At 38.2% G+C, this 15,073-nt stretch carries 14 protein-coding genes; 7 read left to right on the plus strand and 7 right to left on the minus strand.

From position 1 onward, the window contains the following. Nucleotides 1-124 precede the first annotated feature (124 nt). On the plus strand, nt 125-1,330 hold the full coding sequence (locus tag ACZ427_RS15070; RefSeq protein ID WP_461176905.1) for an ROK family protein: 1,206 nt from the start codon (nt 125-127) through the stop codon (nt 1,328-1,330). A 461-nt stretch (nt 1,331-1,791) separates the two neighbouring features. On the opposite strand, the gene gndA is transcribed toward ACZ427_RS15070, so the two are convergent. After that, nucleotides 1,792-3,201 carry an NADP-dependent phosphogluconate dehydrogenase gene (gene gndA, locus ACZ427_RS15075; RefSeq protein ID WP_461176906.1) on the minus strand — a complete coding sequence of 470 codons (1,410 nt, stop codon included), beginning with the start codon at nt 3,199-3,201 and terminating at the stop codon, nt 1,792-1,794. A gap of 42 nt (nt 3,202-3,243) precedes the next feature. Further along, entirely contained in the window at nt 3,244-4,641 is a 1,398-nt protein-coding gene (gene uxaC, locus ACZ427_RS15080) for a glucuronate isomerase (protein WP_461176907.1), read from the minus strand. Between the two features lie 475 nt (nt 4,642-5,116). Between uxaC and ACZ427_RS15085 the strand changes: the two genes are divergently transcribed. After that, a complete protein-coding gene (locus ACZ427_RS15085; protein ID WP_461176908.1) occupies nt 5,117-6,289 on the plus strand; it encodes an ROK family transcriptional regulator in 1,173 nt (390 codons plus the stop codon). A 126-nt stretch (nt 6,290-6,415) separates the two neighbouring features. Then, nucleotides 6,416-6,991, plus strand: coding sequence for a M15 family metallopeptidase (locus ACZ427_RS15090; protein ID WP_461176909.1), 576 nt, complete (start codon nt 6,416-6,418; stop codon nt 6,989-6,991). A 171-nt stretch (nt 6,992-7,162) separates the two neighbouring features. On the opposite strand, the gene ACZ427_RS15095 is transcribed toward ACZ427_RS15090, so the two are convergent. Beyond that, nucleotides 7,163-8,146 carry a Gfo/Idh/MocA family protein gene (locus ACZ427_RS15095; RefSeq protein ID WP_461176910.1) on the minus strand — a complete coding sequence of 328 codons (984 nt, stop codon included), beginning with the start codon at nt 8,144-8,146 and terminating at the stop codon, nt 7,163-7,165. Next, a complete protein-coding gene (ytzI, locus tag ACZ427_RS15100; protein ID WP_461176911.1) occupies nt 8,143-8,304 on the minus strand; it encodes a YtzI protein in 162 nt (53 codons plus the stop codon). The genes ACZ427_RS15095 and ytzI overlap by 4 nt, the downstream gene beginning before the upstream one ends. Before the next feature lie 469 nt (nt 8,305-8,773). Between ytzI and ehuB the strand changes: the two genes are divergently transcribed. The 4 genes from ehuB (at nt 8,774) to ACZ427_RS15120 (ending at nt 12,099) form a co-directional block, all read left to right on the plus strand. Beyond that, nucleotides 8,774-9,697 (plus strand): ectoine/hydroxyectoine ABC transporter substrate-binding protein EhuB, encoded by a 924-nt coding sequence (gene ehuB / locus ACZ427_RS15105; protein WP_461176912.1) that lies wholly within the window; start codon nt 8,774-8,776, stop codon nt 9,695-9,697. A gap of 257 nt (nt 9,698-9,954) precedes the next feature. Further along, nucleotides 9,955-10,614 carry an amino acid ABC transporter permease gene (locus ACZ427_RS15110; protein WP_461177065.1) on the plus strand — a complete coding sequence of 220 codons (660 nt, stop codon included), beginning with the start codon at nt 9,955-9,957 and terminating at the stop codon, nt 10,612-10,614. Next, nucleotides 10,614-11,324 carry an ectoine/hydroxyectoine ABC transporter permease subunit EhuD gene (gene ehuD, locus ACZ427_RS15115; RefSeq protein ID WP_461176913.1) on the plus strand — a complete coding sequence of 237 codons (711 nt, stop codon included), beginning with the start codon at nt 10,614-10,616 and terminating at the stop codon, nt 11,322-11,324. The genes ACZ427_RS15110 and ehuD overlap by 1 nt, the downstream gene beginning before the upstream one ends. A gap of 4 nt (nt 11,325-11,328) precedes the next feature. Further along, nucleotides 11,329-12,099, plus strand: a complete 771-nt coding sequence (locus ACZ427_RS15120; RefSeq protein ID WP_461176914.1) for an amino acid ABC transporter ATP-binding protein — start codon at nt 11,329-11,331, stop codon at nt 12,097-12,099. A 165-nt stretch (nt 12,100-12,264) separates the two neighbouring features. On the opposite strand, the gene murB is transcribed toward ACZ427_RS15120, so the two are convergent. From murB to ACZ427_RS15135, 3 genes are all read right to left on the minus strand, one after another. Then, nucleotides 12,265-13,197 (minus strand): UDP-N-acetylmuramate dehydrogenase, encoded by a 933-nt coding sequence (gene murB, locus ACZ427_RS15125; RefSeq protein ID WP_461176915.1) that lies wholly within the window; start codon nt 13,195-13,197, stop codon nt 12,265-12,267. Nucleotides 13,198-13,317: 120 nt separating this feature from the next. Beyond that, the gene (locus ACZ427_RS15130; RefSeq protein ID WP_461176916.1) at nt 13,318-14,130 is read right to left on the minus strand and encodes an alpha/beta hydrolase; all 813 of its coding nucleotides are present in this window, start codon (nt 14,128-14,130) and stop codon (nt 13,318-13,320) included. A gap of 91 nt (nt 14,131-14,221) precedes the next feature. Then, complete coding sequence (locus tag ACZ427_RS15135; RefSeq protein ID WP_461176917.1) at nt 14,222-15,019, minus strand: histidinol-phosphatase HisJ family protein; 798 nt, start codon at nt 15,017-15,019, stop codon at nt 14,222-14,224. Nucleotides 15,020-15,073 lie beyond the last annotated feature (54 nt).

Genomic DNA, 15,073 nt, shown 5'->3' on the forward strand with positions numbered 1-15,073 from the left:
TCCAATAATAGAGTATCATTGTTGCATATCTACGTCAATAAATCCTTATGATGCCAGATTGTGCACGGATGTATAAACGAAGAAAAAAAATCATCGTCTTACAGGAAAACAAGGGGGAGTACTTATGATTACAGGTGATGGGAATTATATTAAAAAGATTAATAGAGGAATCATCTTACAACGAATTATTGAATATGGGATGATATCAAGGGCAGATTTATCTAAAATAACCGGTTTAAATAAAGCTACCATTTCCGTCCAGGTTGCTGATCTCCTTGATGAAGAATTAATCTATGAAACGCAGCAGGAGCATAATACTATTGGAAGAAGACCAATCATGCTCTCAATAAACCGTAAGGCATGCTATGTACTTGGGATCGATCTTGACTATAAAAAAATACAATACACTTTATCTGATTTACTTGGTTATCCCGTCTGCAGTGACACAGTTGAACTGGAAACGGAAAACTATGATGAGATTATTCAATTATTGTCAGACCATATCAAAGAATATGATAAAAAATCCAAAGACAGTAAATATGGTTTGATAAATATAATGATTGGAATTCATGGAACTGTAAATAAAGATGAACAAATCAATTTCGTTCCAAAGTATCAATGGCATGACAAAAACCTTAAAGCAGAGCTGGAAAAAGAAATAAATGTGACGGTTAACATTGAAAACAACGCGAATCTTTCTGCATATGCAGAAAAAGTTTATCAACATCACAAAAGCGGTAATTTGCTTTCAATTCTCATGTCTTCAGGGATTGGTTTGGGTATAATGCTTAATGGCGAACTGCAAAAAGGTTATCACGGTTATGCTGGTGAAATGGGACATATGATCATTTCGCCAGGTGGAGGTAAATGTAAATGCGGTAATCATGGTTGTTGGGAACTTTACACTTCCGAATCAAACTTTTTTAATCAATTAGCTGAAAAGCTGAATAAAACCGAGGTTACCTATGAAGATTTCGAAGAGCTGATTGCCACGAAAAATGTGATCACAAGTCAACATATGGAACAATATATCGCCTATCTTTCTATTGGTTTAAATAACATTATTAATATATACAATCCCGAAACAATTGTTTTAAACAGCAGAATTCTTCAGCTGTATCCAAATGCAATTGAAGGGATAAAGAGTAATCTGGTATCCAGTGTGAGTCAATATCGTGAAATCGTTCTTTCAGATCTTGGTTACAAATCATGCGTCATGGGAGCCTGCGCTTTAGCAATCAAGCGATTTCTTGAAGTGCCGTCCCTCTTCTTAAATCTTACAGAGGACCATATCCCATCCAATGGTAAAAGTAGAGAAATAGCACACTAAAAGAAACGCTCTTCGTAAGCTTTTTTGAATTTAACCCTCATAGTTGATATGAAATGCGACGTAACCTAACAGTGACTTCCTTTCATCCATTACAAAATGGATGCTAGTCCAGCGCTGCTAAAAAAATACTCGCTTTCCACGGGGAACGCTTCAGCCTCCTCGCGGAAGATCACCGCTGCGGGGTCTTCAGACTGTTCCTTTTCCCGTCGGAGTCTCGCATTATTTAAGCAGCTTAGAATAACTTTCTGGTTAAGGGAGAAAATATTTATGAAACATAGATCCTATGAACTTTTTCTTTCGATAATCAGAACAACACTACCAGCGTAGGCAGAATACGTAGACTTTGTGTCATAAACAAAAACGCTTTTTGATGGGAAGCGTAATCGCAGTCCTGTTTTTTAGAAAACAGTCAAAAAGAAAAAGCAAGTCCCTATGCCAATAGCATGGGAGCTTGCTTTTTTTTAGAACCAATTCGTATGGAAGACTCCTTCTTTATCCTTGCGCTCATACGTATGAGCACCAAAGTAGTCACGCTGTGCTTGAATCAGGTTAGCCGGCAAATCTTCTGAACGATAGCTGTCATAGTAAGCAATTGCACTTGCAAATGTTGGAACAGCAATACCATTTTTAACTGCTACCGAAACAACTTCACGTAAAGCGGATTGATATCCTTCCACAACCTCTTTGAAGTAAGGATCCAGCAACAGATTTGATAATTCCGGTTCACGGTCATATGCTTCTTTAATTTTTTGCAGGAAGTTTGCACGAATAATACATCCTCCACGCCAAATCATGGCAATGTCTCCATATTGAAGATCCCAACCATTTTCCTGTGAAGCTGCACGCATCTGTGCAAAACCTTGAGCATAGGAAACAATCTTACTCATATATAATGCTTTTCTTACCGCTTCGATCAGTTCTTTTCTATCACCGTCATGTTTCTGAGGTGTTGGTCCATTCAACACTTTACTTGCTTTCACACGTTCATCTTTCAATGAAGAAATGAAGCGGGCGAATACAGATTCTGTAATTAACGGAAGTGGGACACCTAAGTCCAACGCATTCTTACTTGTCCATTTTCCTGTACCTTTTTGTCCAGCTTTATCCATAATTACATCTACAAGTGGTTTACCTGTTTCATCATCTTTCTTCGTGAAGATATCTGAAGTAATCTCGATAAGATAACTGTCCAATTCACCTTTGTTCCATTCCGTAAATACTTCATGGAGTTCATTAGTGTCCATACCAAGCACATGTTTTAAGATATAATATGCTTCTGCAATTAATTGCATATCTCCATACTCGATGCCGTTGTGCACCATTTTCACAAAATGCCCGGCTCCGTTAGGGCCGATGTATGTCACACAAGGATCTCCGTCTACATTTGCTGCGATTGCTTCAAATATCGGAGCAACAAGTTCATATGCTTCTTTTTGACCGCCAGGCATCATGGATGGACCTTTGAGCGCACCTTCTTCTCCTCCGGAAACTCCTGTTCCAATAAAATGAATGCCGGTTTCATCGAGTTTTTTATTACGGCGAATCGTATCTTCGTATAATGTGTTACCACCATCGATCAGAATATCACCTTTCTCAAGATACGGCTGCAATGATTCAATGGTTGCATCCGTGGCAGGACCAGCTTTTACCATTAGTAAAATTTTACGAGGCTTTTCAAGTGAATTCACAAATTCTTCGATGGTTTCAGACCCTGCGAAGTTCTTGCCTTTTGCTTCATTTTCCAAAAAAGCTTCTGTTTTTTCGTAAGAACGGTTAAAGACAGAAACTGAATATCCTCTGCTTTCAATATTTAATGCCAGGTTCTTCCCCATAACCGCTAAACCGATAACACCAATTTGTTGTTTTGACATAATTAGATACCTTCCTCGTTTATGAATTTAGCTATTTATCGCTTATAGCGAAAAATAACGTTTTGCGTTTTCATAGCAAATTCCGCGAACATACTTCTCAAGCAATGGCATATCTTTAGGAACTTTACCTTCTTCTACCCATGTACCAAGTAAATTACACAATATTCTTCTGAAATATTCATGGCGGGATAGAGACAGGAAGCTTCTTGAGTCTGTTAACATCCCAATGAAGTTACTGATCAGCCCGATATTGGCTAATGTCTTCATTTGGTCTTCCATACCATCGATTGTATCATTAAACCACCATGCAGTTCCAAACTGAACCTTTCCAGGAATTTCTGCATTCTGATAATTTCCAGCCATTGCAGCAAGTACATTATAATCTTTGGAGTTCAGGCTGTATAGAATTGTTTTAGGAAGTTTGTTTCTTGCTTCCATGGCATCCAATAAGTGTGACAGTTTCTCAGCAACTAACGGGTCACCGATGGAATCAAAGCCGGAGTCCGGGCCTAATTTTTTAAACATACGGCTGTTGTTATTACGCAATGGACTGATATGAAGCTGCATAGCCCAACCCTTGTCTGCATATAACTCACCTAATGTAAGCAAGGTATAGGTTCTAAACTGATCCATTTCCTTTTCAGAAAGCTGCTCTTTATTCAACCGTTTTGAAAAGATAGTTGAAACCTCTTCTTTTGTCGCTTCCTCATAGTACAACACATTGATACCATGGTCAGAAGCCCGGCACCCGTGTTCGTCAAAGTAATCAACACGTTTTGCCAGCGCATCAAGAAACGCCTCATACGTTTCAATGTTCGAATCTGTGACTTTCCCCAATTTTTCTACCCATGGTAGGAAATCTTCTTTATCAATACCTAAACCTTTGTCCGGTCGGAAGGATGGTTTTACGTTCGCTGAGAATCCTTCTTTACTTAATTCGATGTGGCTGGCTAAATCATCTGTTGGATCATCTGTTGTCCCAACAAACTCCACTTTATCCTTTTTCAATAAAGATCTCACGGAAAACTCCGGTGTTGCCAGTTTACGATTGGCTTCTTCCCAAATAGCCGGTGCTGATTCTTCATTAAATACTTCATCAATATCAAAATACCTTAATAACTCTAAATGTGTCCAGTGATACAATGGATTACCAAACGTATTCGGTACAGTTTTCCCCCAAGCCAAAAACTTTTCATAATCGCTTTTGTCTCCTGTTACGTATGCTTCGTCAGTACCATTTGCACGCATTGCTCTCCATTTATAATGGTCTCCTGCCAGCCAGATTTGAGACAGGTTATCGTAATTTTTATCCTGGAGAATTTCTTCTTGATTTAAATGGTTGTGGTAATCAATTATCGGTAAATTCTTTGCTGTATTATGATATAATTCTTTTGCCGTTTCATTATATAGCAAAAAATCATCTGTAATAAATGTTTTCATGTACATCAACCTTTCTTCGATTTTTAAGAGAATAGATTGTCAAGTTGTTATCATCGATCGTAACATAAACAATAAGATTCTTCCTAAAGTTAATTATTTTGTTTACTAAACAAACTATTTATCTTATACTATACATAATATATGTAACCGTTTTATATTTCAAGTATAAAATTACTTTTACTATGGATTTGAACAACTCTTGTGGCGAAAGGCCCTAGTTGTACTTGTACAGAAAGAAAACAACATGGCTGCTAAGAGCGGAGGACCGTTAACTCCTGATCAGAACAGCATGTGTCTGAAGACCCAGCAGTTATGTCGCACTTCATATCAACTGTGACGTTAAAGAGCAACAAAGGTTTTATGCTTTCTTACCTGAAAAAAATAGAAACTGAATCAGCACAAAATATAGAGAAATCTTTGTTTTTCCATCTCTGGAGAAATGCTAGGAATTTCTACAATTATAGGAGGACTTCTTTTGAACACAGGAGATGCAAATTATATTAAAAGGCTAAATAGAAGAATTCTACTTGAAGAAATTATAAAGAACATATCCTTATCAAGGAGCGATTTAGCCAGAATAACCGGTTTAAATAAAGCTACAGTTTCTGCTCAGGTAGCTGATTTTCTACAGGAAGACATTGTCATCGAAAAAAGTGAAGGGGAATCCATCACAAGGGGCAGAAAACCAATTCTCCTGGAAATAAACGGGAATGGCGGGTATAGTATCGGTATTGATATTGATGAATCTCAAATGAATATATATTTCACTAATTTGAAGGGAGAACCCTTTTATAATCTCAATCTTCCTATTCTGGATTATAATCTTGATAATTTAACGAAACAACTGATTGATAATCTAATGCCCTATATCAAAGAATTCAATCAAAAGTATGCATCAATCGGACTTGTTGGTGTGGGTGTGGGAATTCATGGAATTGTCAACGACAAGGAAGACATTATTTTCACTCCAAAACAGAAATGGTCAAACATTAACATCAAAGACAGACTCGAAGAAGCATTTCAGACAAATGTAACAATCGATAATAATGCAAACTTAAGTGTCTTTGCAGAGCAAGTGTATGATGAGCATATCTCTGATTTGTTTTGTATCACATTATATTCAGGTATAGGCTTGGGAATTATTTCAGAAGATAAGATATATCGCGGCTACCAAGGATTCGCCGGAGAGATTGGTCACATGATCATAGAATCCAGTGGACGGCAATGTTCTTGTGGCAACAAGGGCTGCTGGGAATTGTATGCTTCAGAAAGCGTACTGCTTGAAGCCTTAAAGGAAAAACATCCTTCTGTTACCGGAGAGAGTAAAATCGAAACATTACTGAATCAGGAGGGTACAGAAGAGATTATTGAAAACTATCTGGATTACCTTGCTGTTGGATTGAATAACATCATAAATATTTTTAACCCGGAAAAAATTATATTAAATGGGGTAATCATTAACGGCAATTCCCCCTTTATTAATAAAATACAGGATAAATTGAAGTCAAAGATAAATAATTACCGTGAAATCAGAGCATCCAAGTTAGGAAAGGACTCCTCTGCACTCGGTGGCGCAGCACTGGCCATCAAAAGACATTTCGGTCTGAAAACAATCAATTATGTCGAGTATGGTTATACGAAAAAATAAAGAACCGTAATCGTTCACTCCTTTCTTCATTGCCTTATCCTTTTCCAAATCTTTTTCTATAGATTTTCTGTTTATCTGCTAAAATAGAACAGTAAGTAATTTTTCAGGGAAAGGATTTTCGCTTACATGAAAGGCATCATTGACACATTTATTCCATGGGTTATTATTATTATATTTTTAACGATTTTATTCATTGTATATAACCAGGCGGATAATAATCATCAAGATTTAGGTGAGGATGCACCTATTCCAAGTGAGCTGCATCCAGTGGTTGAGAAAAATAAAAATAAGCTGATCGAACAGGCTGCCGAAATAAATATCGATGTTGTTATAACAGATGAAACCCGTTCGTTTTCAAGACAAGATGAATTATATGAACAAGGCCGATCAATGAACGGAAGTATTGTTACGAATGCCAAGGGAGGCGAATCCTACCACAACTATGGACTGGCTATTGATTACGCATTAATAGACAACAGTGGTAATGTTATTTGGGATATTCATTACGATGGTAATGGTAACGGAGATTCCGACTGGTTTGAGGTAGCTGAACTTGCTAAAGACTTAGGGTTTGAATGGGGTGGCGACTGGACAAACTTTCCAGACTATCCACATCTGCAAATGAGTTTCGGCCTCACTATCAATCAACTTCAAAACGGAATACGACCAGATCCTGAAAGTGTGGAAGAGGCACATAAATAGTCAGGTATAGTGTAGTGTAATTCCGCAGCGGTATGTTACGTCGCAATCTTTTAGAAAACAGCCTTATGGTTAAATTAGCTGTTTTCATTAAAGATGGTGACGACATGCTATACGCCGCCATGTTGGTTTCTTAACTGCCAAAAAGATCTCACTAAGTTGTGAGATCTTTTTTCATTCTCCAGGGAAATATATATTTTGCTTTCTTCTTGCTTTCTCCAACATTCTTACCACTTGACGGCTTCTTTCCATCAAAAAATGATAATATGTCCTGTTATTTGATTCAATCATGTCTGCAAAAGCCTGGACTTGATAAACCATATCCAACTCTGCCTGGTCTTGTGCCAATTCTTCTGCTTGTTTCGTTTTACGATTATATAATTTTAATGACTCTATTGGAGCGATATGGTTTAAGGTTAATGATCCATCCTCCCCATGAATTTCGGAGGGAATGGTGCCCTGGGCTATTTTAGAACACAGAATCGTAACATGGAAATCCTCATACATTACAATCAATGTCCCGCTTCCATCAATTCCATTGGATAACTTTACAGGAAAATATTCAATATCTTTTGGATCCCCAAATAAATCAATTGCCATACTTAATGGATATACCCCCAAATCCATTAATGCACCCCCGGCAAATTCTTTAGAAAAAACATTGGGAACCTCTTCCTCTCCCCCTTTATATACATCATACCGGGAAGAATATTGAACATACTGTAACATAGCACTGCGGACTTGCCCTATATGAGGCAGGTGTTTTTTAAGAGTTTCATAATTTGGTGAGAATAAATGACGATACCCTTCAAAAATAAACACGCCTTGTCTATCAGCCGCTTCCTCTATTTCCCGCCATTGCTTTTCGGTATAGACCATTGGTTTTTCACAAAACACATGTTTCCCTTTGGCAATGCATTTCAGAATATGTTCGTAATGTAATACATTCGGTGATGCAACATAGATGAAATCAGTTGGATTTTCCAACATTTCATCTATGTTTGTAAATGAGTTAGTAATCCCGTTGTTTTTTGCAAAATTGTCTGCAGTATTTTCAGACCTGGAATACACCGAATGTAACTGTGCTCTTCCAGATGCTTTGGCTGCATCAATAAAGCTCTGCGTAATCCAACTTGTTCCTATTGTAGAAAAATTCATTTTTCATCATCCTTTTCTTCATCCAATTTATCTTTCTTTTTCTCATCGGGATGAGGATCCACCGTATGTTTATAGCCATAGCCTTTCGATATCGTAACCATTGATAACAGTAATACGATTGCTGCAATACCAACGGAAAGAAGGATATACCCCCACATTTTCAAAACCTCACTTTAATTGATGAATTATTTCTTCGTCCACTTCAACCACCTGTAAAGTATAGCAACTAATTCCATTCATTTCTATCAACACTTCCGCCCTTTGATCTAATCCCCCTCTCACCCTTGTAATATATTTGTAAAAATACTTACTATTCTTTATATTCACTGGCAAATTTCGATTATATTAAAGTAAATAAAAAGATGATGAAGTATATCTTTGTATTTTCCAGTGTAATAACAGTTACATTAAAATTCAAAGGTTTATTGCAAATTATCGGAAAATACTACGTTTGTAACTATCTAAATTTACCGATAACATTATATTATGAATGCTTTGGAGACAAGTTCTCCCCTTTTCTACAGCTTTTTTTTCGATTTTCCTCGGTGATAAATACCTAGTAGAAAAGTCACCAGGGACATCAAGCACAACAATTTGTTTTATACTTTTAAGGGAGGTCATGTAGAGTTGAAAAAATTATTACTTACATCCGTTTTATTATTTACACTCATTTTGCTTGCAGCTTGCGGCGGTGGCAATGAGGAAGGGTCTGGCGGTGAAAGCGGTGACAATGGAGAAGACGGAAACAGTGAAGGCGATAAATTAGCCGAACTTCAGGAAGCCGGTACCGTTACAGTTGGTTTTGCTAACGAAGAGCCTTATGCATTCCAAGGAGAAGATGGAGAATTACAGGGTGCAGCGGTAGAAATTGCAAGAGCAGTATTTTCAGAGCTGGGAATTGATAATATGGATTCACAACTGGCAGATTTCGGACAGCTCATCCCCTCCGTTCAGGCAGGACAGTTTGATGTTATAACTGCAGGTATGGCTATTCAGCCGGGACGCTGTGAAAATGCGGCATTTTCTGAACCAGAAATGCAGTACGGGGAAGGCCTCGTTGTTGCAGCAGATAACCCACTGGGACTTGAAAGCTATGCAGATATCGCTGATAATCCTGACGCAACAGTAGTGGTTATGGAAGGCGCAACTGAAGTTGAATTCCTGAAATCAGAAGGTGTCAGCGATGATCAAATACAAACAGTTGCTGACATTCCAGCAACCTTCTCAGCAGTTGAGGCTGGAAGGGCTGATGCTACTACTGGAACAGAAGCTACAGTCAGAATGGCATTTGAATCTGCTGACACAGACGGTCTGGAACTTGTGGAAAATTTCGAGCAGCCTGATATTGATGGTGTACCGAGCTTCGGTGCTGCTGCATTTAGTTTAGATAATACAGAGCTTCGTGATGCATACAATGAAGCGCTTGAACAATTAAAAGAAGACGGTACAATTGCTGACATCTTAGATGAAACAAATGGATTTAGTGCAGAAAGTAATATGGTAGAAATCGGTGAAGTAACAACAGAGGAACTTTGCAACGGGGAAGCTTAATTCACTAGATTGAAAATGAAGCTAGTAAACGAAAACTAACCTTACGACTCCATAGGGTCCGGTTCCCTCACCTAGGGGCCTGGCCCTATTTTTTTAGAGAACCTGGCCTTTGCCAAACCTTTATGGCAAAAGTCCATAGTCCGAACTCATGCATTTAAAAAAGTTTCATACTTTCCTAACTCCGCATAAAACAAGTAGTTAATCATATAATGGTTTACAACCTTTTCAGGATATAAATAGATAAAGGAGTGATTACAATCAACGCAATTATTGATATTATCCCTCAACTTGCCCAGGGGCTTGGGATTACAGTTACTGTTCTTCTGGCCGCTGCGTTCTTTGGTTACTTGATGGCATTTATTGCAGGATTATGCCGTTTGTCAAATAACATTTTTCTTCGGAAATTCACCGGTTTTTATGTAGAAGTTTTCCGCGGTACTTCATTAATTGTTCAGTTATTCTGGTTATACTATGCAATTCCTATGCTCTTTAATATTCAACTTGGTAGTAATTGGTGGGCTGGTGTTATTGCAATAGCTCTGAACTATGGAGCATATTTATCAGAAGTAGTTCGAACCTCTATTCTTGCTGTTGCAAAAGGACAAACTGAAGCAGCAACCGCCCTTAACATGTCACGTTTCCAACGGATGCGCCTTATCATTTTTCCACAGGCTGTACGAATGATGCTGCCCGAGTTCGGAAATTATCTTATTCAAATGTTAAAGGCAACATCCCTCGTGTCGTTAATTGGTATGCATGATATATTATATTATGGAGATATACTCAGGAGTGCCAATATTTCCCAGACACCACTTGTGTACATGCTGGTCCTGGTTTTCTACTTTATTCTTGCACTACCTCTAATTTGGCTGACACGGAAAGCAGAAAGCATTTCCAAGAAAGGGGTGGCTAGTTAATGGAAAGTACTTATTGGAGCTGGGAAACATTTATTGATGCTCTTCCAATTATTTTACAGGGGTTGGGAGTAACTGTCGGCTTAACAATCTCATGTTTTGTATTTGCGCTCATTTTTGGTTTTTTCTGGACCTTTTTAAGAAGAATTCCAAACAAACCATTGAATTGGGTGGTTACATGGGTTATGGAATTTATTCGTTCCACACCGCCACTTGTACAGTTGTTCTTTATTTATTTCGCATGGCCAGTTATTCCTGTTATTGGAATGACCTTAAGTCCATTTACCAGTGCAGTTTTAGGTCTTGGTATACATTTCAGTACGTACATAGGCGAAATCTATCGTTCTGGTATTGAAAGTGTAGAAAAAGGCCAATGGGAAGCCTCTAAAGCATTAAATTTCTCGACAGGTAAAAAATGGACTAAAATCATACTTCCCCAGGCGATACCGCCAACCATCCCAATGCTTGGCAACTATTTTATTATTATGTTTAAAGAAGTTCCATTAGCATCAACAATTGGTGTTGTAGGGATCCTGAGCCTGGCAAACAGTTACGGGGCGCAATACTGGGCATACCTGGAGCCATTAACTATTGTAGCACTATTATTCCTGGTATTGAGTTATCCTTCTGCAGTCCTGATTAAAAAATTAGAACTGAAAATGAACACAAGTTTTGACAAAAAAGAAGCACTAAACAGTTCAAAAGGAGCGTGACCGAATGACGGAACCAATTGTTAAATATAAAGATATTCATAAATCATTTGGAGATGTACAAGTACTAAAAGGGATTGACTTAGAGATTAAACCCGCTGAGAAAGTTGCTGTTATCGGTCCGAGTGGGTCAGGTAAAACAACCATTATCCGTCTGTTGATGACATTGGAGGAACCGACTTCCGGTGATATTATTGTAGGTGGAAAAAACTTGTGGAAAATGGAAAAAGACAAAAAGCAGGTCAAAGCTAATGAAAAACATCTACGGGAAGTACGCGGTGATATTGGCATGGTTTTCCAGCATTTTAATCTGTTTCCACATATGACAATCCTGGAAAATTGCATGACTGCACCGATCCATGTACAAAAAATAGATAAAAAGGAAGCCCAGGATCTTTCCATTGAAATGTTGGAAAGTGTCGGACTCGGAGATAAAATTGATAATTATCCAAATCAGCTTTCCGGTGGTCAGAAACAGCGTGTAGCCATGGCACGGGCGCTTGTCATGCGGCCAAAAATAATGCTATTTGATGAAGTAACCTCCGCGCTTGACCCGGAATTGGTAGGAGAAGTTCTTGAAGTTATCCGGAATATTGCCAAAAAAGGTGACATGGCAATGATTCTGGTAACACATGAAATGGACTTCGCACTGGATGTTGCCGATAAGGTATTATTTCTTGATGAGGGGGTAATTGCTGAGCAAGGTACAGCAAGTGAAGTTATTGAGCACTCAAGCAACGAACGTCTAAAAAGCTTTCTACACAGATTCAGAAGCTAATAGTTATAGAGGTGCCGGCTTTTGCCGCCCTCTTTTCACTTGTGGAAATATCATCCGTTTTAAGATAGCATTAGCCACAATAACGGAACATCATCTCATTCTCCACGAACATCGAGCCTCTTCTAATCCAAAGAAAAAAGCTGTAATCACACAGGTAATCACAGCTCATCTTTTCAAATCTTCACCGATAATTTTTACTTCACGTTCCAGATTGACACCAAATTTTTGTTTTACTGTATCCTGAACATGGTGGATTAAATCAATATACTCTTTTGCAGATGCACCATCTCTATTTACTATAAAACCAGCGTGTTTCAGGGATACCTGAGCACCGCCAATCTGTTTGCCCTGCAGTTCACTATCCTGAATCAGTTTTCCGGCAAAGTATCCCGGCGGGCGTTTAAATACACTTCCACAGGATGGATATTCCAATGGTTGCTTTGATTCCCGTTTATACGTCAAATCATCCATAACTGCTTTAATAGCTTTATACTCGCCTTTTTTTAACGTAAATGTAGCCTCTAATACAATATATCCCTTATCAGGGATGTTACTTGTACGGTAATCCAAATCCAGCTGGTCAGCTTTTAATGTGAGCAGGTTTCCTTCTCTGTCAATTACCTTGGTGCTTGTGAGAACATCTTTCACTTCCCCTCCATAAGCACCTGCATTCATGAAAAGCGCTCCACCGACCGAACCAGGGATACCACAGGCAAATTCCAGTCCGGAAAGCTCCTCCCGTAAAGCCTCTCTGGAAACATCAATAATTCTGGCACCACTTTGGGCGACAACTGTCCCCTCATCTATTTGAATGGCAGTCAGTTTCTGCAAGTTCATAACAATCCCGCGAATACCTCCATCTTTTACAATCAGGTTTGATCCATTCCCAAGCAAAGTGAAAGCTATTTTTTCTTTGTTAGCCAGTTTTACGATATCTTGCACCTGTTCATATGTTTCCGGTTTTACTAAGAAATCAGCCTTCCCACCCAGATGGGTGTACGTATGATTTCTCAAATGTTCATCCACCATCACATTTTTCTCGGTTGTCAGACGTATTAATTTTTCGTATATATGATGATCTTTTGTCACTTCCATCATTCCTTTTAGAAAACTTGACTTTTCACCTGATTCTTGTGGCGAAAGGCCCTCATGCAGTAAGATGATCTTACCCTTTCTTAATTGCGTTCTTAAAAATTTATTATCCTTTACTATTGTAAGTCATTGCTGGTCGCCTTGCCACAAAAAAGAATGAATTATTTTGTCCACATTTCTGTTCTCATGTAAGGCACTATGACCAAGTTCTTCGTTTTCGATTATTATTTCATTATATTGATTATTTGGTACAATCTTTTTTAAAGCCTGCACACTTTCCGGCATAGCTACTGTGTCACCTGTACTGCCGATATTCAGTACATCAATATGATTTGGAATTGTTTTTTTTCTTAGTAATTCAAGCGTCAGGGAATCTGGTTTTAGATCTGTTGCTGCTTCATCATGATGGATTTGAAAATATTCCTGACTATAAATCCCGTCAAAAGGACTTCCAATGGCAATGAATTTGCTCACCACGGGGTATTGTTCCCCTTCATAATCCTGGATGAATCTCAATGAGACAAGCCCTCCCATCGAGTGTCCGACAAGATTAACTGTATCAACATAATAATTTTCCTTCATATGGCTTACAACAGTGGATAACCACCGTGTTGTATCTTCAATGCTTGCCCGATTGTCTTCAAAAATAACCTGAACAAATGTAGGCTCAGCTTTTCCCTTGCTTAGATTATAATCTCTTATTCTTCCTTTTGAGGAAACATAGTATACCAAGCCTTTATTTCCCCATTGGTATTCATTTTCAAATCGTTCCAGCATATACCCGAAGGAATTAGATGTTCCTTTATAGCCATGAACAAACACGGTTGGACTCCCTGTATAAAGCCCGGACTTTGTCTTATTCGGTATACTGAAAAGGCATATAGCCCCAACTAATAAGATGCAGGATGATGTCAGCACTACGATGTATTTCTTCTTCACAAAACTTCCCTCTCTTAATGAACTGCATATTGCTTCATTATAGCACTTTTTCCCACAGTATGTCTTCATTGTCAGGGAAATGATACAAACTTTATCGAATATCCTGGATCGGATGAAATACAGGTGTTCTTTCTTCAAATGTGGTCACATAATCGAAGCCAATTGCTTCTAGCAGCTCGAGTGACTCCGCAAAGTTATAAGCCAGTGTTGTTTCCACATGTGAGTCCGACCCGAGTGTTATAATTTCTCCACCAAGTTCTTTATATAATTTTAAAATATCAGTACTTGGCATTCCGCTTTCCAAGCCATAGCGAAAACCCGACGTGTTCAATTCTATTCCTTTACCATCTGGAATAATTTCCTTGAATATCTCCGTGATCAGATCATGGAAATCATTCATACTTTTTTCTTTTGTATATCGTTTTACTAAATCCAGATGTCCCAGCACATTGTAATTTTTATAGTTTTTTATACAATAAAGCAGCTCTTCATAATAAATTTGATACGCTTCATCGACTGTTTTATTTTTAAAAAAACTTCCAGAATGAAGGTCCTTTCTTTCTGTCGTATGCTTGGAACAGATGACAAAATCAACGGTTTCGCTATTCAGCAGATCGTTGTATCTATTTAGGAGATGTGGCTCCACGCCAACCTCAATCCCTTTTCTGACACGGATCTTTTCACCATATTTCTTCTGCATCTCTTTCATTTTCACATCGTATTGCTTCAGATCAAATTCAAAAACAATAGATGTATCCGGATAATCATAATCAACATGCTCCGTGAAGCAAATCTCTTTCAGTCCCAGGGAAATGGCCTGCTCTATTGTTTTTTCCATCGGAGTCTCACAATCTGCTGAAAAATCGCTATGTATATGATAATCAAACATAATAAATTCTCTCCTTTAGTATTGACTTTTTTCCTTATACTTATTAGAATACTA

It is taken from the genome of Virgibacillus ainsalahensis (genome assembly GCF_055380755.1).

Bases quoted from the DNA above. Each gene is read 5' to 3' on its own strand.
- ACZ427_RS15120 (WP_461176914.1), top strand. From the start codon at position 11,329: ATGACGGAACCAATTGTTAAATATAAAGATATTCATAAATCATTTGGA.
- uxaC (WP_461176907.1), bottom strand. From the start codon at position 4,641: ATGAAAACATTTATTACAGATGATTTTTTGCTATATAATGAAACGGCA.
- ACZ427_RS15135 (WP_461176917.1), bottom strand. From the start codon at position 15,019: ATGTTTGATTATCATATACATAGCGATTTTTCAGCAGATTGTGAGACT.
- ehuD (WP_461176913.1), top strand. From the start codon at position 10,614: ATGGAAAGTACTTATTGGAGCTGGGAAACATTTATTGATGCTCTTCCA.
- ACZ427_RS15095 (WP_461176910.1), bottom strand. From the start codon at position 8,146: ATGAATTTTTCTACAATAGGAACAAGTTGGATTACGCAGAGCTTTATT.
- ytzI (WP_461176911.1), bottom strand. From the start codon at position 8,304: ATGTGGGGGTATATCCTTCTTTCCGTTGGTATTGCAGCAATCGTATTA.
- ACZ427_RS15090 (WP_461176909.1), top strand. From the start codon at position 6,416: ATGAAAGGCATCATTGACACATTTATTCCATGGGTTATTATTATTATA.
- murB (WP_461176915.1), bottom strand. From the start codon at position 13,197: ATGATGGAAGTGACAAAAGATCATCATATATACGAAAAATTAATACGT.
- ACZ427_RS15070 (WP_461176905.1), top strand. From the start codon at position 125: ATGATTACAGGTGATGGGAATTATATTAAAAAGATTAATAGAGGAATC.
- gndA (WP_461176906.1), bottom strand. From the start codon at position 3,201: ATGTCAAAACAACAAATTGGTGTTATCGGTTTAGCGGTTATGGGGAAG.